This is a genomic window from Geotalea uraniireducens Rf4 (assembly GCF_000016745.1).
GTDB lineage: Bacteria > Desulfobacterota > Desulfuromonadia > Geobacterales > Geobacteraceae > Geotalea > Geotalea uraniireducens.
This window is the reverse complement of the sequence record NC_009483.1, coordinates 1681186-1699019: the sequence shown is the minus strand read 5'-3', so window position 1 is coordinate 1699019 and position 17834 is coordinate 1681186. Positions and strand designations below refer to the sequence as shown.

Annotated in this window: 19 protein-coding genes; 2 read left to right on the top strand and 17 right to left on the bottom strand. The window is 56.3% G+C overall.

Annotated elements, in window-relative coordinates; all coding sequences use genetic code 11:
• Positions 1-46 precede the first annotated feature (46 nt).
• The 15 genes from ispH to GURA_RS07385 all read right to left on the bottom strand — a co-directional run bounded on the left by ispH (position 47) and on the right by GURA_RS07385 (position 13762).
• Positions 47-895, bottom strand: a complete 849-nt coding sequence (gene ispH / locus GURA_RS07455) for a 4-hydroxy-3-methylbut-2-enyl diphosphate reductase (RefSeq protein WP_011938381.1) — start codon at positions 893-895, stop codon at positions 47-49.
• Entirely contained in the window at positions 892-1614 is a 723-nt protein-coding gene (gene cmk, locus GURA_RS07450) for a (d)CMP kinase (protein WP_011938380.1), read from the bottom strand. Before cmk ends, ispH begins: the two co-directional genes overlap by 4 nt.
• A complete protein-coding gene (gene aroA / locus GURA_RS07445; RefSeq protein WP_011938379.1) occupies positions 1611-2897 on the bottom strand; it encodes a 3-phosphoshikimate 1-carboxyvinyltransferase in 1287 nt (428 codons plus the stop codon). The genes cmk and aroA overlap by 4 nt, the downstream gene beginning before the upstream one ends.
• A gap of 30 nt (positions 2898-2927) precedes the next feature.
• Complete coding sequence (locus GURA_RS07440) at positions 2928-3788, bottom strand: prephenate dehydrogenase (RefSeq protein WP_011938378.1); 861 nt, start codon at positions 3786-3788, stop codon at positions 2928-2930.
• A 123-nt stretch (positions 3789-3911) separates the two neighbouring features.
• Positions 3912-4988 carry a prephenate dehydratase gene (gene pheA, locus GURA_RS07435; protein WP_011938377.1) on the bottom strand — a complete coding sequence of 359 codons (1077 nt, stop codon included), beginning with the start codon at positions 4986-4988 and terminating at the stop codon, positions 3912-3914.
• 116 nt (positions 4989-5104) lie between these two features.
• Entirely contained in the window at positions 5105-6286 is a 1182-nt protein-coding gene (locus tag GURA_RS07430; protein WP_011938376.1) for a hypothetical protein, read from the bottom strand.
• A 20-nt stretch (positions 6287-6306) separates the two neighbouring features.
• Complete coding sequence (locus GURA_RS07425; protein WP_011938375.1) at positions 6307-7050, bottom strand: hypothetical protein; 744 nt, start codon at positions 7048-7050, stop codon at positions 6307-6309.
• A 40-nt stretch (positions 7051-7090) separates the two neighbouring features.
• Entirely contained in the window at positions 7091-8257 is a 1167-nt protein-coding gene (locus GURA_RS07420) for an ABC transporter permease (protein WP_011938374.1), read from the bottom strand.
• Positions 8257-9414 (bottom strand): ABC transporter permease, encoded by a 1158-nt coding sequence (locus tag GURA_RS07415; protein ID WP_011938373.1) that lies wholly within the window; start codon positions 9412-9414, stop codon positions 8257-8259. The genes GURA_RS07420 and GURA_RS07415 overlap by 1 nt, the downstream gene beginning before the upstream one ends.
• A gap of 21 nt (positions 9415-9435) precedes the next feature.
• Entirely contained in the window at positions 9436-10122 is a 687-nt protein-coding gene (locus GURA_RS07410; protein ID WP_011938372.1) for an ABC transporter ATP-binding protein, read from the bottom strand.
• Positions 10123-10138: 16 nt separating this feature from the next.
• Positions 10139-11356, bottom strand: a complete 1218-nt coding sequence (locus tag GURA_RS07405; RefSeq protein ID WP_011938371.1) for an efflux RND transporter periplasmic adaptor subunit — start codon at positions 11354-11356, stop codon at positions 10139-10141.
• 365 nt (positions 11357-11721) lie between these two features.
• A complete protein-coding gene (locus GURA_RS07400) occupies positions 11722-12132 on the bottom strand; it encodes a cupredoxin domain-containing protein (RefSeq protein ID WP_011938370.1) in 411 nt (136 codons plus the stop codon).
• A 28-nt stretch (positions 12133-12160) separates the two neighbouring features.
• On the bottom strand, positions 12161-12664 hold the full coding sequence (locus tag GURA_RS07395; RefSeq protein ID WP_011938369.1) for a type 1 glutamine amidotransferase domain-containing protein: 504 nt from the start codon (positions 12662-12664) through the stop codon (positions 12161-12163).
• 208 nt (positions 12665-12872) lie between these two features.
• Positions 12873-13451, bottom strand: a complete 579-nt coding sequence (locus tag GURA_RS07390) for a superoxide dismutase (RefSeq protein ID WP_011938368.1) — start codon at positions 13449-13451, stop codon at positions 12873-12875.
• 29 nt (positions 13452-13480) lie between these two features.
• Positions 13481-13762: a DUF503 domain-containing protein gene (locus tag GURA_RS07385; protein ID WP_011938367.1), complete on the bottom strand. Its 282-nt coding sequence runs from the start codon at positions 13760-13762 to the stop codon at positions 13481-13483.
• Positions 13763-14021: 259 nt separating this feature from the next.
• Between GURA_RS07385 and GURA_RS07380 the strand changes: the two genes are divergently transcribed.
• Complete coding sequence (locus GURA_RS07380) at positions 14022-14270, top strand: hypothetical protein (RefSeq protein WP_041245335.1); 249 nt, start codon at positions 14022-14024, stop codon at positions 14268-14270.
• A gap of 103 nt (positions 14271-14373) precedes the next feature.
• Here the strand turns inward: GURA_RS07380 and GURA_RS07375 are convergent, their stop codons facing one another.
• Together GURA_RS07375 and GURA_RS07370 are read right to left on the bottom strand one after the other, a co-directional pair.
• Entirely contained in the window at positions 14374-15198 is an 825-nt protein-coding gene (locus tag GURA_RS07375; RefSeq protein WP_011938365.1) for a tetratricopeptide repeat protein, read from the bottom strand.
• Between the two features lie 75 nt (positions 15199-15273).
• The gene (locus tag GURA_RS07370; RefSeq protein WP_041245334.1) at positions 15274-15471 is read right to left on the bottom strand and encodes a GSU3473 family protein; all 198 of its coding nucleotides are present in this window, start codon (positions 15469-15471) and stop codon (positions 15274-15276) included.
• 308 nt (positions 15472-15779) lie between these two features.
• On the opposite strand from GURA_RS07370, the gene GURA_RS07365 reads away from it, so the two are divergent.
• A complete protein-coding gene (locus tag GURA_RS07365; protein WP_232278985.1) occupies positions 15780-17828 on the top strand; it encodes an AMP-binding protein in 2049 nt (682 codons plus the stop codon).
• Positions 17829-17834: the final 6 nt, after the last annotated feature.

Genomic DNA, 17834 nt, shown 5'->3' with positions numbered 1-17834 from the left:
TTCTCCGTATAAAAATCAAGATAATTTATCACATCTGTTGAAAAATTCAATGGTTTTTATCCTTATTAATCTTTTCTATCTGTTCCAGGACTTCATCGATAAGCCACTTCGGAGTCGATGCGCCGGCGGTGACGCCAACCTTGCCCACACCTTCAAACCAACGCGGGTTGAGTTGCTGCGCCATTTCTATATGGTAGGTTCTCGGCTGCAGTTCAGTGCAGACTTCGGCGAGGCGCTTGGTGTTGGCGCTGTTGTAGCCGCCGATCACGATCATGCAGTCAACCTGGCTGGCCAGTTCCTTGGCTTCCTCCTGGCGCACGGCAGTCGCGTCGCAAATGGTATGAAAGACACGGATCTCGCCCCCCTTGGTGAGACATGCGTCGACCACGTTTTTCAGATTCTCGAACGACTGGGTGGTCTGGGCAACGACCCCTATCTTCGCCATTTTCGGCAACTTAGCCGCTTCATCCCCCGACCCGACCACGTAGACTTTCCCGGAGGCATAGGAAACTATCCCCTGCACCTCGGGGTGGTCGGCATCTCCCACCACGACCACGTCATAACCCGCCTGGGACAGACTCTCCACATGTTCCTGGGCCTTCTTGACAAACGGACAGGTGGCGTCCACGATCTCCAGCTCCTTGCGGACCGCCTCCTCAAGCTCCCCGGATGCAACGCCGTGTGAACGGATGATGATCGTCCCGTCATCCATGCCGGAAATATCCTTGAGCGCCTTTACCCCCATCTCCTCCAGCTTCTGTACCACCTGGGGAGAATGGATTATCGGGCCGAGGGTGTATGTCTTCCCCCCCTTGTCGGCAGCCTCGAAGGCCATCTGAGTGGCCCTTTTCACACCGAAACAAAAACCGGCCTGTTTGGCAAGTATGACTTTCATTTCTCGTTTTTCTCCGCACAATATTTCTGTCTTTCTCTGACCTTCCCTTCCATGAGCGCAAGCACTTCGTCAATGGACAAGCCGGTCGAATCGATCTCGACAGCATCATCGGCGCAACGCAGGGGGGCATGCTCGCGGCTTTCATCCTGCTCGTCACGCTTGACTACCGCAGCAATTGTCTGTTCCAGGGTGACGGCCTCTCCTTTAGCCGTCAACTCCAGATAGCGGCGTCTCCCCCGTTCCTCGGCCGAGGCGGAAAGGAAAAATTTCACCTCCGCATCGGGGAAAACCACGGTACCGATATCGCGTCCCTCAAGTATTACGCCGCCGTCCTCCCCCATCCGCCGTTGCAGCTCAAGCAGGCTGTCGCGCACCGGTTTTCTCGCCGATATCCGGGAGGTGAGGGCACTGATCTCGGGGGTGCGGATCGCATCCGAAACATCTTCGCCATTAAGCATAACCCGGCAGCACCCGTTGTCACGCACGAAAACGATGTCGGTCCGGCGACAGAGGGCAGCCAGGGAAACGTCATCATCGACGGCAACGCCGGCGCGCCTGACACTGAGGGCAATGGCGCGAAACATGGCGCCGGTATCGATATGGATATAGCCGAGACGTTCGGCCAGAAGCTTGGTGATGGTGCTCTTTCCCGCCCCGGAAGGGCCGTCTATGGCGACAATCAGGCCGTTTTTACGTCCAGCGGCACACCTGTCGCTCATGGGACCACGACCTTTTCCAGGAGGGCGATGAAATTGGGGAAGGATGTGGCGATGCACTCCGTATCGTTGACGGTAATCTCGCCCCGGGCAGCAAGACCTGCAATCAGCATGGACATGGCGATGCGGTGATCGCCGAAACTTTCCGCCGTGCACCCTTCCAGGCGCTCAACCCCGATAAGCTCCATGCCGTTCTCGGTCTCGACCACGTCTACCCCCGCCTTCCGCAGGTTGACGGCCATTGCGGCAATGCGATCGGTTTCTTTTACGCGCAATTCCCTGGCGTCGCGGATAACGGTCCGCCCTTCCGCACAGGAGGCGGCGACGCAGATGACGGGAAACTCGTCGATGGCCCGCGGCACCAGATCTCCGCCGATCTCGATTCCCTTGAGTTCCGACGCCCTGACCAGCAGGTCCGCCACCGGCTCACCGGAGATCTCACGGCAGTTCAGAAGCTCGATGGAACCACCCATGGCGGTCAGGATATCGATAATGCCGGTCCGCGTCGGATTAACCCCGACCCCCTTGATCAGCAGTTCGGAACCGGGAACGATCAGCGCGGCGACGATAAAGAAAGCCGCCGATGAAATGTCGCCGGGAACCGTTATGTCACGCCCGGTCAGCTCTCTGCCGCGTACCTTTACCCCACCGGCAAAGGTTTCGATATCGGCGCCGAAATAGCGGAGCATTCTCTCCGAGTGATCGCGGGAGAGATGGGGTTCGGTCACTTCAGTTTCGCCATCCGCATATAACCCGGCCAAGAGAATCGCGGATTTGACCTGGGCGCTCGATACCGGCGAAGCGTAAGTTACGCCGGTAAGCCCTCTCCCGACTACGGCAAGCGGCGCCTTGTCGCCGCCGGCACGGCCGAAGATGGTCGCACCCATCCGGCTGAGCGGCTCCAGAACCCGCTTCATCGGCCTGTTGCGCAGGTACTGGTCGCCGGTCAGGACCGAGAAAAACCTCTGGCCGGCCAGAAGGCCGGTCATAAGCCGCATGGAGGTCCCGGAATTTCCGCAATCCAGCACATCGGTAGGCTCACTGAGTCCGGCAAGTCCTTTCCCTTCGATGCGCAAGGTTTCGCCGTCGTCCCGGACATCGACCCCCATGGCACGAAAGGCGTTGAGGGTGGCCATATTGTCCTCACCCCGGAGAAAGCCGCAAACAGTGGTGGTCCCCCGGGCAATGGAACCAAGCATTATGGAACGGTGGGAGATGGACTTGTCGCCGGGGACGGCGATCTCGCCGCGAACTGACTGTGCTGGTTTTATGGTATAGGTCTGCAATTGAATTTCCTCTGCGGCAATGTTTATTGGTTATGAAATGGCGTCCCGGTTCTGCTTCGACCGGGCAAAGAACGCTTCCAGGCCATGGCCGTCCCCCTTCTCTACGAGGTTGCGCAAGCCGGCGAAATATTCGCTGAAAAAATCCATCATCTCCAGAACGGCTTCCCTGTTCATAAGGGCGATGTCGCGCCACATGGCCGGGTCCGAAGAAGCGATGCGCGTAAAATCCCTGAAACCGCCGGCCGAATACTTGAGGATGTTCTCTGAAAAGCGGTCGTAGCCGCCCACCGCGTTGACCAGCGAATAGGCGACCATGTGCGGCAAGTGGGAGATGGCAGCCACCACCCGGTCATGCTTCTCCACATCCATGCACACCACTTCGCTTCCGGCGAGTTCCCACATCCGCACCACTTTGCGCAGCGCCTCCCCGTCGGTCTGGGCCGTCGGGGTCAGAATGCAGCGTTTTCCCTGGTAGAGCGCAGCAAAAGAGGCCTCCACCCCGGACTTCTCCGTGCCGGCAATGGGATGACCGCCGACGAAAAATGTCCCTGGCGGGAGCAGCTTTTCACAGGGCGCCACGATCTCCCCCTTTACACTTCCGCCATCGGTCACCACACAACCGGGAGCAAGGGCAGGCGCAATCCGGGCTACCATGTCGATAATGGAACAGACCGGCGTGGCAAGAAAAACCAGGTCAGCCCCTTCCACGCCGGCAACGGGGTCAAGGGAGTAACGGTCGATTACACCCAGCTCCACGGCCTTGCGCAGATTAGCTTCGCCCCTGCCGATCCCGACGATCTCGACAACCGCCCCTTTTTCCCGGAGGATGCGGGCCAGCGAGCCGCCGATCAGGCCGACGCCGATTATGGCCAACCGCTGAATGAGCGGCATGGATTTCTCCCGTAACAATTCGTGATTTCGTAGGGGCGGGGTCACCCCGCCCAGGGCGCGAGAACCCCGCCCTGGACGCGAGAACCCAGCCCAGGGCGCGAGAACCGCGCCCCTACACATACGTTATTTTGCTCTCGGGTACGACCCGAGAACCTTGACAAACTGGCAGCACCCCTTGAGTTCCTGCACCGCTTCCGCAATGACGGGATCAGAGATGTGCCCAACCAGGTCGAGGAAGAATATGTACTCCCACGCCTTCTTTTTCAGTGGTCGGGATTCGATCTTGGAGAGGTTTATTCCACGCTTGGCGAAGGGCTCCAGCATGTGGTAGAGAATGCCGACCTCGTCCTTGACCGAGAACATGAGGGAAGTTTTGTCGTCGCCGCTCTTTTCCGCCATCTTTTTGCCGATGATGAGAAAGCGGGTGAAGTTGTTCACCTGGTCTTCGATCCGCTCCCGCACCACCTTGAGGTCGTACATGGAGGCGGCGAGTTCGCTGGCGATGGCGGCAGCGGTGTAATCCTCGCTGACGATCTGGGCGGCCACGGCCGTGGATGCAACATCAACGACCGGCACGTTCGGCAGGTTCTCGGCCAGCCAGTTACGGCACTGGGCAATGGGCTGCTGGTGGGAGCAGACCTTTTTGATATCCTCCATCCGGCCGGTGCGGGAAAGGAGATAATGGTGGATCTCCAGGAGCACCTCGGCATTTACCTTCAGCTCGCTCTCCATGAACATGTCCAGGGTGTGGGAAACCATTCCTTCGGTGGAGTTTTCCACCGGCACCACCCCGTACAGCGCCCTCCCCTTCTCCACCTCTTCGAAGACCGCAGGTATCGACTTCTGCGGCACCAGCTCGGCGGAGAGGCCGAACTGCTGCATGGCGGCCATGTGGGTGAAGGTAGCCTTCGGGCCGAAAAACGCCACCTTCATCGGCGCTTCCAGGGCGAGGGAAGCGGAGATGATCTCCCGGAAAACGCTTTTCAGCGCCTGGCTTGGAAAGGGTCCGCGGTTCTGGGCGATGAGACGCTCGTAGATTTCCCGTTCACGGCTCGGCACATGGAAATCGCTTTTTGAACCCGCCTTGAGACGCCCCACCTCGATGACACGGGAAGCGCGCTCGTTCAAAAGCTCCAGCATCCGGTCGTCTAACGAGTCGATCTCTTTTCTTAAATCTGAAAGTGTTTTCTTTTTTTGCAAGGTGAATCACCTTAGGAAGGATTCTGGATATTTATGGAGGGGCTAATTTATAGCAAAGGTTCTAAAAATGCAAATATTTTCTGGATTGACTACCCCCATGATAAACCGTCAACAGATCAACGATACTCATTATTTTTTACGAGGTGGTATCCCGCAGTTTCAAGCAGCTTTCCAATCTCTTTATCCAAAAGCTTGTCGGTCAGAAATATGCTTCCGCCACCGTTCCTGTCGGAAAGCATGACCCCTGACATCCGCACGTTATAGCGGCGGTCCGGGGCCGGCAAAAGATCGTGCCTGACGTACTCGGCGGATATCCCCAGCCGGGGAAGCAGCTTGCCGGAAACCTTGCGCAAGTCATCCCGGGCATCGAGCATAACTACCTGGTATCCGCTGGTTTCCAGAAGGCGCAAAAGCGTGTAACTCGCCGGATCTCCGTTGAAAAGGGCTACCACGAAACGTCGGCCGTTCAGCTCGAAATACCTGGCTACCCTGTTTACCTGTTTTGCGTCGGGATCATGACCGGCAAATTCGATCGGTCTGTCGATTTCGTAGGGAAGAGCCAGGGCATGCAGCAAAGAATCAACGATCTTGAGCGGGTCAACGGTTGAAACGAGATGAAGCCGATATTGATTTCTCTGCTCACTCACCGTAAAAGCCGGATAGGCATCGATTATCCTGAATCCTCTCTCCTCAAGCAATGAGCGCAGCACTGCGGGGATCCCTCCCCGCTTTTCATCGACGTTGAGCAGGACGCTCTCGGTTTCGTGCAGGCCTTTCCCTTTTTTTTCGATTTTGAAGTCAACATAGGTCACAACCGTCGGGTCTTCGCCAAACGCAAGGCTTACCTCCTCATCGACAGAGAGGAATTTCCCGGCAGCGAGGAGAGAACTATAGAATTGCTTGCGATTATCGGGACTCCCGGATACAACCCGAAGCCCCGGCTCCTTCTGCAGAATGTACGATTTCACCATCATCGGCAGCGTTCCCTCGGGATCGAGCAGTATCGTCCCGCCATCGGCAGAGGGAAGAAGGGGATACCGCTGCGGATCAAGGGAACGCAGAACAGTTGCAGCACGATAATCCTGCAAGTTCTTATCGTCCCTTCTTTCCGGGAGAAGCTGCTCCCACAACCGCTTTAAAAGGTCAACCCCTTTATCTGCACGGACTGCCGGAGGGGGCAACTGCCCGTCGCCGGGAAGCGCCCTTTCATCAGCCGCAAAGGACCATGCGCAGCTCAGGCAGCCGATAACCAGCGCTGCCACGGCAGACAACGGAAATTTTCTTAAACTTGCAACCATAAACCCTTGCTCACCCTCCCCTATGTTATCTCCACCCGCGCATCGGGATTCATCGGGTTGGTCCTGACCGCCAGGGAAAAGAGATAGGGGTACGCCTCCTTCAGGTGCCGCATGTACACCACCCATTCCCTGAGCAGATAGTTATAAGCCCGTTTTATGTCGCCCGACAGGTGCTCCATGTCCGCCGCCGGCAGACCGGCAAGCGACTTGCGCGCCTCCAGCTCATCGATGAGATGGAAAACGGCCCAGAGCAGGTCGGTGAACTCGTCATGCTCCAGGAGATTGGGGTTTTCCAGCAGGCCGAGCATGAAACTTCTCTTCTCCTGTAGAAAGGCTTTCAAGGCAACGATGTCGCCCCTCTGGCTATCCACCTGGATTTCGTGGCCACGGAGGAATTCCGTGACATTGTTGAAATCGCCGGCCGTCCATTGGGAAGCGATTTTCAGCCGCCCGGACAGTTCCCGCGAATCCGTGATGAAGCCGGAACAGTCCCTGAGCAGGATGGTGCCGACCTCGCTGAAAAAGACGCCGATGACCATATTCAGCTTCTGCCGCATGGCCTCCCGTTCCCTCTCCTTGAGAACCCGTTCGATCATCAGGGTGACGAACAGCACGTAGATCGGAAGAAAGGCCAGGTTACCGAGAAATCCGGTAAAGATTTCCCCCGTATTGCCTGAAACGAGATAATCGATGCCGTAGATGATGACCGACACGATGAGCATGAATAGAGCAATGAATCTTGAACGCAGATTGGAGAACTTCATCTACACACCCCGTTGGATTTGACGATGTTGTTATTGTTGTTCAGGTTGAACGGAGGGCGTCGACGATATTCATCCGCGCCGCCTGGAACGCCGGCAGCACCCCGCCGACGAAGCCCATGACAAGGGAAAAAAGGAGCGATTTCCAGGCAATCTCGAAGGTCAATGTAAAAGAAAAGGCCAGTTCGGCAAAGGACTGCCAGTTCATGGTGGAAATGGTGACAAGCTGCATGAACGAAGCGAAGAAAAGGCCGACAAGCCCGCCGAGAAGGCCCAAAAAAAGCGACTCGATGATAAAGGCGACAAGGATGCTCCCCTGACCGAATCCGAGCGCCCGCAGTGTGCCGATCTCCACGATCCGGTTGGCCACGGCCGCAAACATGGTTATCATCGCCCCGATGATGGCGCCGAGAGAAAAGATGATGGTCAGGGCAATCCCCAGGATGGTGAGAAATTTCGACATGGCCTCCGACTGGTCCAGGTAGTACCTGGTCTCCCGTTTGGCCTCGACGGTCAGACGGGGATCGTTCTCGATCCGCTGCTTGAAACGCCCGAACTCGCCCGGATCACGCAGCTTGAAGAGGACCGACGAGTATACCGGCCTGCGGAACGCCTGCATGAGCTGGTCCACATCACCCCAAATCTCCGAAGAAAAGCCGGTGCTCCCCGCATCGAAGACCCCCACAACGGTCCAGTCGCGCATGCCGAAACGGAGCGTCTCGCCGAGCCCTCCCCCCTTGAAGCGCTTGGCGATGCTGGCGCCGGCGATGACCTCCGCAGAGCCTTGCCTCGGCATCCGCCCTTCAACGAGCCTTACCTGGGGTCGAAGCCACATGGAGGCGGGACCGATGCCGCGGATGATGACGTTGGCCGGCTTGCCAGTCTCCCGCTTCGGCAGGTTGATGAGCACCACAAGCTCCTTGGCCAGAAGCAGGCGGCCGGCAGCGCCCATCGCCACCTCCGGCTGGCTCTCGATGACAGATGCCTGCTGGCGCTCCACACCGCTCTGCACCTCGGAGGTGGCCGATTTGCGGATCACCACCACGTTATCATAGGAGCCGGTATCCACCAGGGTCTTGCGCAGTCCCTCGGCCAGCATCAGGGTGGCGGCAAAGACGAACACCACCAGCGCCATCCCCGATGCGGTGAGGATGGTGGTGAGGCGGCGGGTCCAGAGGTTTCTGAAGCTGTAGTAGTAGGGGATGCCCATCACCCGATCCTCCTCAACCCATCGGCAATCCTGATCGTCGCCCCGCGCCATGTGGGAAAGATCGATGCCACCACCCCTATTACCAGGGCGGCCAGCAGATCGAGGTAAACGGTGAGCGGAGAGACGCTGAAGACGGGAAAGAACTGGGACAGTTCGGTCTCGATCCAGTGGGCTGCAGGGAAGGTGAGGAGCACCCCCACTCCGCCGCCGATCATGGCGATGACGATCGATTCGCCGAAGACGATTCCGGCTATGTGACCCGCGCCGAAACCGAGGGCCTTGAGCGTGGCATACTCGGCTATCCGCTCACGTGCCGTCATGGCCATGGTATTGGCAGCCACCACCATGATGATGACGATCACCACGTAGGAAACGATCTTGATGGCGATCATGATCGCCTCGGTCATGGAAACGAAGCTCAGCTGAAAGGCCTTTTCCGTCTCCGTGAGAGTTTCGGCCAGGGAGTTCCTGAAGGTGCTGTCCACCGCCTGCGACACCTCGGCAGCCAGCTCGGGCTTGGTCACGCCGATCATGTAAAAACCCGCCTGGTCGGCCCGGCGCGGCACCGTTCTCTTCATGGTCTCGTTGAGATACTCCCAATTGAAGAAAAACTGGGTCTCATCCGTACTTTTCTGCGCGCCGCGGTAAATGCCGCGCAGCACGAACTCCCACTCACCGGGAAAGATGGTCCCCTTGAGGGTAATCATGTCGCCGACCTTCCAGCGGTACTTGGCAGCCAGCTTGCGTCCGGCCACAGCACCCCGGCGGTCGTGGATAAAGGCGTCTCTCTCTCCCGGAGAGAGAACGAACTCGGGGTAGAGTTCGAGGTAGCTACGCGGCTCAACGGCGAAATTGGGGAAAAAGTTCTTCTCGTCGATATAGATTCCGCCAAACCAGTTGCCGTAGGAGATCTGCTTCACCCCCGGGATCTGCCTGATCCTGTCCTTATATGAAATCGGGAGAGAAAAAACGAGAGAAATGGCGTTGCGTGTAACAAGACGGGTGGCGGACGATTGCTCCACCCCCAGATACCAAAGTCCGACCAGGGTCCGCAAGAGACCGAAGGCAAGGATGGCAATGGCCACACCGAGGACGGTAAGGAAGGAACGGAGCTTGTGGCGGAAAGCATTGCGTATGATGAGTTTGAGTATGAACATGATCGTTCAGCGTGCTGCGTGCTACGCCGTCAAAACCCCTTTTTCCAGATGCTGGATAATGTGGGCCTTTTCCGCCGCCCGCGGGTCGTGGGTCACCATGATGATCGTCTTGCCGAATTTATGAACGAGATTGTCCATGAGGCTGAGGATATCTTCGGCCGAAACCCTGTCCAGATCGCCGGTCGGCTCGTCGGCCACCAGGATCGTCGGATCGGTGACTATGGCCCGGGCAATGGCCACCCGCTGCTGCTGACCGCCGGAAAGCTGGGACGGATAATGATCCATCCGGTCGGCAAGCCCTACCACGCCCAGAACCATCTCCACGTGCTCCCGCCGCTCTCTTCGACTAAGAGGTGTGAGGAGCAGGGGGAGTTCCACATTCTCATAGGCGGTGAGGACCGGCATCAGGTTGTAGAACTGGAAGATGAAGCCTACGTTTGCGGCGCGCCAGCCGGCAAGCTCTGCCTCTGTCAGGGTGGTGATGTCGACCCCGCCCACCCGGATAATGCCGGTATCGGCCTTGTCGATCCCGGCAATCAGGTTCAGGAGGGTGCTCTTTCCCGAGCCGGACGGCCCCATGAGCGCCATGAACTCACCCTCGCCGATGTCGAAGGTAATGTCCTGAAGCACCGGAATGATCTGGCTGCCACGCCGGTAAGCCTTGGAAAGGTTTTTAATCTCCACCATGGGAGGTTTATCGTTTGTCATCGAAAAATACCTTTACTTATTTCTCCGCCGTCTTGATCCGCGAGCCGTCCTTGAGCTTATCCAGCGGCTTCACGACCAACTTGTCACCGGCCTTGACCCCGCTCACGATCCGGACCATATCGCCGATCGGCGCACCGACATCGACCTGCGTCTCCACCGCCCGATCACCCTTCGCGATAAAGACGAATTTTTTCCCGTTGCGGGTCGAGACTGCCTGGGGATTCAACGCTATTACGGGCCGCTGCTCGTCGCTCTTCACCGGTCTTTCCAGAAAAGCCACCTTGGCGCTCATCTCCGGCAGTATCCGCTTGTCCATGTCGAGAAATTTAACCTTGACCATCACTGTCGCCTTGGAACGGTCAGCGGTGGGAACAACCGTGTGGAGAATCCCGCGGGACCGGACTTCGGGCAGTGCATCAAGAATGACCTCGCACGGTTGCCCGACCTTGATCTTTTCCAGGTTGGATTCCGAAACATCGGCCTCCACCTGGAGCGACCCCATGTCGGCTATGGTCACGACCGCAGCCTTGGCATTTGCCGCCGCTCCAAGCGGTGTGACGATGTCACCCACATCTGCGTTTTTGGTCAACACCACAGCATCGAAGGGGGCGCGGATCAGGGTGTAGTCTATCGCCACATCCGCCCCCTGGAGGGCGGCTGATGCAGAGGTGATGTTGGATTCCGCCCCGCTTACCCCGGCCTTTGCCCGCTTGTAACGCGCGAAGGCCGCATCGAAGTCGGCTTCTGCCACGATCCCCTGGGAAAGCAGCTCCTTTTGCCGGTTGTAGGCAAGCGTTGCATCCTGCAACTCCGCCTTTGCCTGCTCCAGTGCCGCCCGGGCACTGCCCAGATTGGCCGCCGCCTGGTCCCGCGAGGCTATGGCATCGCGATTCTCCAGGCGGGCAAGGACCTCTCCCTGCCGGACCCGGCTACCCTCCTCCACTCCCAGCCATACCAACTGGCCCGTTGCCTTGGACGCCACCGCCGCCTTGCGCTGGGCAACCACATAACCGCTGGCATTCAGGAGGGTAAATGCCTGGGAAGGATAGACCTGAGAAACCGTCGCCAACTCTACCTCCACCTTCGGGGTGAAGACCCCTTTCATGGCAAGGATGCCCATGACAACAATGAGCAGGCCGATAACCACCCAGAACAGCGGCTTTCTATGTCGAGGCCGACGGGTGCCGACCGCTGCCTTGTCTATCTTTAATCGGGTGAGGTCCTCATTTGCCATCGTTCTGCTCCATTCAAAAACGGTTGGTAACGTAGTATTACATGTCATTACATAGCACTGTTTAGGCACGGTGTGAAGCGTATATTTGAAGAACAGAGACCGGCACCTTACATGAACCTATAAAAAACATTTTAACCACGAATTTTCACAAATTTGCACAAATATACAAGCTCTTGTGATGCAAAAAACCCTCACCGGGTCGGTGACTACTCAAGACTTAACAAGGGGTTAGAAACATTCGTGTTTATTCGTGTCATTCGTGGCTAACTGCCGTTTTTGGGATGAACAGTTGATGACAAAAAACAGGCGGAGCATTGCTGCTCCGCCTGTTTTCTGCGTACAATTTTATCAGGGGTCCGCAATCCTTATTCAACCACCTCAAGCACGCCTTCCATCCCTTTTTCACGGTGGCTCTCGAAAAACAACAGTTTCTTGCTGCAATAAAACGGGTATTTACCAGGCTTTGTGGGAATGAATCTGACGACCTTGGGCTCAGTGCCCAGGGATATATCCTGATCCAATGCCATTTCAGCGGCCTTGAGCACAAAGTTGTGGGGAACTACCCCCGACTCTTTTCTGATCTTCAGCTCCACCGGCACATTCACCTTGACGATGATGTGGTTGGGATTGAAGAAATAACCTCCGCCCACGATGTCCACCCGCTGCACCCCGTCAGTATCGATTGTGGCCTTGAAGAGCTTTTCCTCCCCCGACGACACCCCCGGAAGAAGGAAGCAGAAAATCGCCACAACAAAGACAGATACATAAGTTTTCATCCGTTGCCCCCCATTTTTTACCCTGTCACTAAAGTTTCAACTGTTTCATGGTCTCGCGCATGAATGCAGGCAGGTCCGATGGCTCCCTGGAAGTAACCAGGTTACCGTCAACCACCACTTCCCTGTCCTCGTAGAGTGCGCCGGCATCTTTCAACTCGCCCGCTACCGACCGGTAGCAGGTGGCGTGTCTCCCCTTTACCAACCCGGCGCTTATCAATGTCTGAGGTCCGTGACAGATGGCGGCAACCGGCTTGTTGTGCGCAAAAAAGCTCCGGGCAATTTCCAGCGCCTTTGTTTCCTTTCTTATTTTCTCCGGCGCCTTGCCACCGGGAAGAATCAGAATGGCGTAATCGTCAGGATTGATCTCGTCAAGGGTCTTAGCCACGGCCACTTCGTAATCGTGTTTCCCCCGGATGGACCCGCTTTTCATGGAGGCCACATCAACCGCCATACCCGCCTCCTTCAAACGGTAGTATGGCACCAGCAGTTCCGAGTCTTCAAAATTGTCTGCACTGATGATCAAGGCTTTCATGTTTCCTCCCGAACAGGTTCGAGGTTCGAGGTTCGAGGTTCGAGGTTCGAGGTGCGAGGTGCGAGGTGCGAGGATCGAGGATCGAGGTTCGAGGTTCGAGGTTCGAGGTTCGAGGTTCTAGGTTCTAGGTTAAAGGCTCTTCTCGTTCCTCGTTCCTTTCTCCTCGTTCCTTTCTCCTCGTTCCTTTTTCCTCGCTCCATTCTCCTGCTTACTTGAGCCTGGCCTCGGCAGCCTTCCAGTCGATATTCTTGAAGAACGCCTCAATGTAATCGGCGCGCTTCAGGCCGTAATCAAGCATGAAGGCATGCTCGAACACGTCCATGATAAGGATGGGATTGCAACCGGCCGGGTGGGAAACGTCGTGCTCATTGATCCAGAAATTGGTGAGCCTGCCGTTGGTCGGGTCATGGTAGAGCACGGTCCAGCCGATGCCGCGCATGGCGCCCGTTGCCCTGAAATCCTTTTCCCAGGCTTCAATGCTGCCGAAGCCCTGGGCAATCATCTTCCCCAGCTTGCCGTTGACATCAAGCGGCTCATTCCCCCCGAGGTTTTCAAAATAGTACTCGTGAAGACGCATGCCGTTAAATTCCCAGCCGAGCCGCCTTTTCAGCTCCGCAAACTCGGGTGTGGCGGTCTTATCCTCTTTCAGCATCTGCTCAAGGATGTCGAGCACCTTGTTGGTGTTGGTCACATACCCCTGATAAAGCGTAAAGTGATTCTTAAGAAGCGTCTCGCTGAACCCCGCCATTCCGATAAGTCTTGCATAATCTTTAGCTGAATAAGCCATGTTTTTCCTCCCTTTTCTTTTATTAACCCTCACCGTTCTTCAATTTCCACTGCCGCCACATCCACATCAGGTCGTTCATCAACCAGCCACGCTTCAAGTTCTTCAAGGAGCCGGCGGGCCTGCAAGCCATTTTCTGCGACCGTGACAAAAGCAATGATTGCCGTCCCGTGCTCGTCTTGCCGGTCCACCTCGGCTGCCGCCACATTAAAACGACTACGAGCCCGCGCCAGGATGCTCTTGACAATACTTCTTTTCCCCTTGAGAGAACGGCTGGGCAGATGAAGCTGAAATATAGCAGTATATACGCGCATAATCTGCTGCCACGCTCGTTAGAAAGTTACCGGTATATTGTAGAGCAGATATGGCGAAGTGCAACCCATTCACCGCCGGGTTATACCGCATATGAGGCACAACTATGATGATTTAAGGGATACATCCCGGCAGGGCATTACTCGTCCAATGCGATCATCTCAACAATATCGGCTGGTTGCGTTGTTCATTGAAACTGGCATGGTATCTGCTGTTAGGAAATCGGGTTTACTATCACAAAGTATAAAGAAAGGTATTATCATGAAAAAAGTTCTTTCCTCAGTTGTTGCAGCCCTCGTAGCCGTAGCTTTCGCCGGTGTTGTTTTCGCCGCTGAGCCTGCCAAAGAAGCAGCTCCTGCCGGCATGCCTGCTGGCCATCCGCCGATCGCCAAAGAAGAGAAAAAGCCTGCTGCAAAGAAAAAAGCTGCAAAGAAAAAAGCTGCAAAGAAAGCCGAGAAGAAGAAGGAAGCTGCTCCTGCTGCTGCTCCTGCCGCTCCCGCTGCTAAGTAAGCAATTGTTCAATGCCTGCAAAAAGCCGCATCTTCGGATGCGGCTTTTTTATTCCCCGAACTACAGACATTTACCTATTTCAGCCACCGTTTCATCGCGTCCGTCAATGCTCACCGAGAAGTGCCAGCGCTTCCTGCGACTGCGTCACCCCCTGTCGGGCCGCCAAACGATACCACTTGATTGCTTCCTGTTTATCCTGCTTCACCCCTTTTCCGTCTTCATATAGAACGGCAAGGTTGTGTTGTGCTATGGGGTTCCCCTGTTCCGCGCCCCTTCGGAACCACTTTATTGCCTCTGCAAGATCCTGATTTACCCCATCGTTTTTAGCATACATGGCGCCAAGAATGCATTGAGCCTGGGCATCACCCTGTGCTGCAGCCTTGTGACACCACTTTGCAGCTTCGTGTTTGTCCTGTTCAACGCCCCAACCGTTATAGTACATGCAGCCCAGATTATATTGGGCATCTACATCACCTTGCTCTGCGGCCATTCGGAACCACTTGGCAGCTTCAACATTGTCCTGTCTGCCCCCCTCACCGCTCGAGTAAATAAGACCAAGAGCGTTCTGCGCCGGGATATGCCCCAGCTCAGCGGCCTTGCGGAACCATATGATCGCCTCGCTTTTATCCTTTTCAACACCCCAACCGATGTAGTACATGCTCCCCAGATCGTACTGGGCCTGGGCATTTCCATTCCTGGCGGCCTTGCGACACCATGTGATGGTCTTTTTCTTCCCATTATCGCCCACCAGTCCATCGGAATCCATGAACTCGGCAGCATTTCCCTCTGCCGCGCCCCCCCTCAATACAAGCCTGCTGTCGACTTCATAAACGACTTTACTGCCTGCGCCGACATCGGCTCCCACAGGACATGCCATCCCGAAAACCAGAAGTACGAACAATGGAACCGCGCTCACATAAGACTTCATAATACGCTCCTTTGTGAGGCAAAAGATGCCTTTATAATGCACTTCACCGACGTCACAGCCGATCATTCCAGGCAATCATTCACTTTCTGCATTCGTTCCTCTTTCCCCGTCCGTAAACGCTCCGCCATCCACTCTTAACGGGTCATGCCCAACGGTCACCCATTCAGTTGAACGGTGATAACCGACTATTTTTTTTTCAGCTATCAGGGAATCCAGACGTTCCTCACTGACCACGTCATAAACATTGTTGTTGTAGAGCACCAATACCCCCATCAATGCATCTCCTTTTCCTCGCATTTTTAAATATCATTTATTATATCACGCTAATTTTATTTTCAAGTCCTTTGCATTTATTTATTCATATTTTGCCGACCATCTCGCTCAAAAGCACAAACAGTGCTAACAGGCTTGGCGCTCATTGAATGTAATGCTATAGTTATTGCTCCGATGGCTAAACATGTAAAACACTGAGGTAAGGCAGGGGCTGCCCTGCCCGATTGGGCGAGGCAAGCCTCGCCCCTACCATTGATATGTTTAACCACCGAAACAATAAAAACATTATGAGCAGAAGAAGGAACAAGATGAAGAACCTGTCGGATCTGTTCCAGACCTTTAAAAACCGTGGCGACGAAACCTCGTTGATCTATCGCACCGGTGTGCGACGCCTCGTCTTCTCTTATGAACAACTGACCGATTTGTCACTGAAGATGAACCGTTGGCTTGCCCGACAGGGAATCGGACATGGAGACCGGGTACTGCTCTGGGGGCCGAATTCTCCCTGGTGGGCAGTGGCGTTCTGGGGGATCATCATCCGCGGCGGGATTGTCGTGCCGGTCGACTTCATGTCCGGCCGGGAGCGCGCCGAGACCATCGCCAACCTGACCGGTGCCCGGCTCGTCATCCAGAGCCGCTATAAACTTGAAAGAATGACGGAGCACCCGGCCGTCCTCATGGAAGAGCTGGAGTTTCTCCTCGACGGGCTTGAGCCGCTCATGAAGATTGCCTCACCGGAACCGGACGAGGCTGCCCAGCTCATCTACACCTCAGGCACCACCGGCACACCCAAGGGGGTGATCCTTACCCATCGCAACCTGCTCGCCAACCTGAGCCAGGTAAACCGGCACATTCCCGTGGTCGGCCAGGAGTTTTCCTTCCTGTCTCTGCTGCCGCTCTCCCACATGTTCGAGCAGATGGGGGGATTTTTCATCCCGCTCTACCATGGCGCCGCCATCGTCTACCTCCGCACCCTCAAGCCGTCTGCCATCATGGAAGCGCTTGCCGACGAAGACATCTACGCCGTCATCGCCGTGCCACGCCTCCTGCAACTTCTGAAAGGGTCCATCGAAGGGGAATTCGCGGCCAAACACCTGGCTGGCGTTTTCCATGGTCTCATGAAATCGGCAGAGAAATTGCCGCGTGAAGCGAGAAAGCTCCTCTTCTCTCCGGTGCAGCGGAAGTTCGGCCGACATTTCACCCTCTTCGTCTCAGGCGGGGCACCGCTCGCTCCTGACGTATTCCGTTTCTGGGACGCCATGGGCTTTACGGTGGTAGAGGGTTACGGCCTGACGGAATGCTCGCCGGTACTGACGGCCAACACGCTGGAGAGGCAGCTCGTCGGCTCCGTGGGAAAGGCGCTCCCCGGTGTGGAGCTGAAAATCGAACATGACGAGGTATTTGTCAGGGGAGAAAATGTCTTTCGCGGCTACTACGAGAACCCCGCCGCTACGGCGGATGCGTTTACCGAAGACGGCTGGTTCCGCACCGGAGACATGGGGGAGCTGGACGAGGAAAGGTGGCTGCGAATCAAGGGGAGAAGCAAGGAGTTGATCGTCACCGGCGCCGGGATCAACGTCTACCCCGACGAGATCGAAAACATCCTCGACAGGACGCCCGGGGTCAAGGAATCATGTGTTATCGGCCTGGACATGGGAGCAGGAGAAGAGGTTCATGCCGTGCTCATCCTTGACGGACGCGGCAGGAACGCCGAAGAAATAGTTGCGGACGCCAATAGCCGCCTTGACGAACTGCACAGGATCACCGGTTTTTCCCTCTGGCCCGAGACCGACTTTCCCAAAACCACCACCATGAAAATCCAGAAGTTCAAGGTGAAACAGCGGATCAGGGAAGGCCGGGAAAGTGAAGCAGGGATTTCTGCGGACTCATTGCTGAACCTTCTAGCCCGCATCACCGGCGTGAACGGCCGCGATATCCGCGAGGATTCTTTCCTGGTCACATCCCTGGGACTCACCTCCATCGGCCGACTGGAGCTGATCAACCAGATCGAACAGGAATACAGGCTCGACCTGGAAGACTCGGCCATCGACCAGATGACAAAGGTTTCCGACCTGCGGCGGATAATCGCAGCACGAAAAAAATCCGGCAGAGGTCGGCGGCTGCGGTTCTGGTCGAACAGTCTTCCGGTGCGCGGCATAAGGCGGCTCTGCGACACCCTCCTCCATTACCCCCTCCTGCGCTGTTTCGTCAAGCTTGAGACGGCCGGGGTGGAAAATCTGGCCAAGGCGGATGCGCCGGTCATGTTTATCGCCAACCACCTGAGTTATTTCGACCAGCCCGCAATCATGTTCTCCATGCCGCGGCAGTGGCGCTATCGCACCGCCACTGCCGCCTAGGAGGAA

Excerpts from the sequence above, each read along its gene's own strand:
- ispH (WP_011938381.1), bottom strand. The coding sequence starts at position 895 with ATGAAAGTCATACTTGCCAAACAGGCCGGTTTTTGTTTCGGTGTGAAA.
- cmk (WP_011938380.1), bottom strand. The coding sequence starts at position 1,614 with ATGAGCGACAGGTGTGCCGCTGGACGTAAAAACGGCCTGATTGTCGCC.
- GURA_RS07440 (WP_011938378.1), bottom strand. The coding sequence starts at position 3,788 with ATGCCGCTCATTCAGCGGTTGGCCATAATCGGCGTCGGCCTGATCGGC.
- GURA_RS07430 (WP_011938376.1), bottom strand. The coding sequence starts at position 6,286 with ATGGTTGCAAGTTTAAGAAAATTTCCGTTGTCTGCCGTGGCAGCGCTG.
- GURA_RS07425 (WP_011938375.1), bottom strand. The coding sequence starts at position 7,050 with ATGAAGTTCTCCAATCTGCGTTCAAGATTCATTGCTCTATTCATGCTC.
- GURA_RS07420 (WP_011938374.1), bottom strand. The coding sequence starts at position 8,257 with ATGGGCATCCCCTACTACTACAGCTTCAGAAACCTCTGGACCCGCCGC.
- GURA_RS07415 (WP_011938373.1), bottom strand. The coding sequence starts at position 9,414 with ATGTTCATACTCAAACTCATCATACGCAATGCTTTCCGCCACAAGCTC.
- GURA_RS07410 (WP_011938372.1), bottom strand. The coding sequence starts at position 10,122 with ATGACAAACGATAAACCTCCCATGGTGGAGATTAAAAACCTTTCCAAG.
- GURA_RS07405 (WP_011938371.1), bottom strand. The coding sequence starts at position 11,356 with ATGGCAAATGAGGACCTCACCCGATTAAAGATAGACAAGGCAGCGGTC.
- GURA_RS07400 (WP_011938370.1), bottom strand. The coding sequence starts at position 12,132 with ATGAAAACTTATGTATCTGTCTTTGTTGTGGCGATTTTCTGCTTCCTT.
- GURA_RS07395 (WP_011938369.1), bottom strand. The coding sequence starts at position 12,664 with ATGAAAGCCTTGATCATCAGTGCAGACAATTTTGAAGACTCGGAACTG.
- GURA_RS07390 (WP_011938368.1), bottom strand. The coding sequence starts at position 13,451 with ATGGCTTATTCAGCTAAAGATTATGCAAGACTTATCGGAATGGCGGGG.
- GURA_RS07385 (WP_011938367.1), bottom strand. The coding sequence starts at position 13,762 with ATGCGCGTATATACTGCTATATTTCAGCTTCATCTGCCCAGCCGTTCT.
- GURA_RS07380 (WP_041245335.1), top strand. The coding sequence starts at position 14,022 with ATGAAAAAAGTTCTTTCCTCAGTTGTTGCAGCCCTCGTAGCCGTAGCT.
- GURA_RS07375 (WP_011938365.1), bottom strand. The coding sequence starts at position 15,198 with ATGAAGTCTTATGTGAGCGCGGTTCCATTGTTCGTACTTCTGGTTTTC.
- GURA_RS07370 (WP_041245334.1), bottom strand. The coding sequence starts at position 15,471 with ATGGGGGTATTGGTGCTCTACAACAACAATGTTTATGACGTGGTCAGT.
- GURA_RS07365 (WP_232278985.1), top strand. The coding sequence starts at position 15,780 with ATGAAGAACCTGTCGGATCTGTTCCAGACCTTTAAAAACCGTGGCGAC.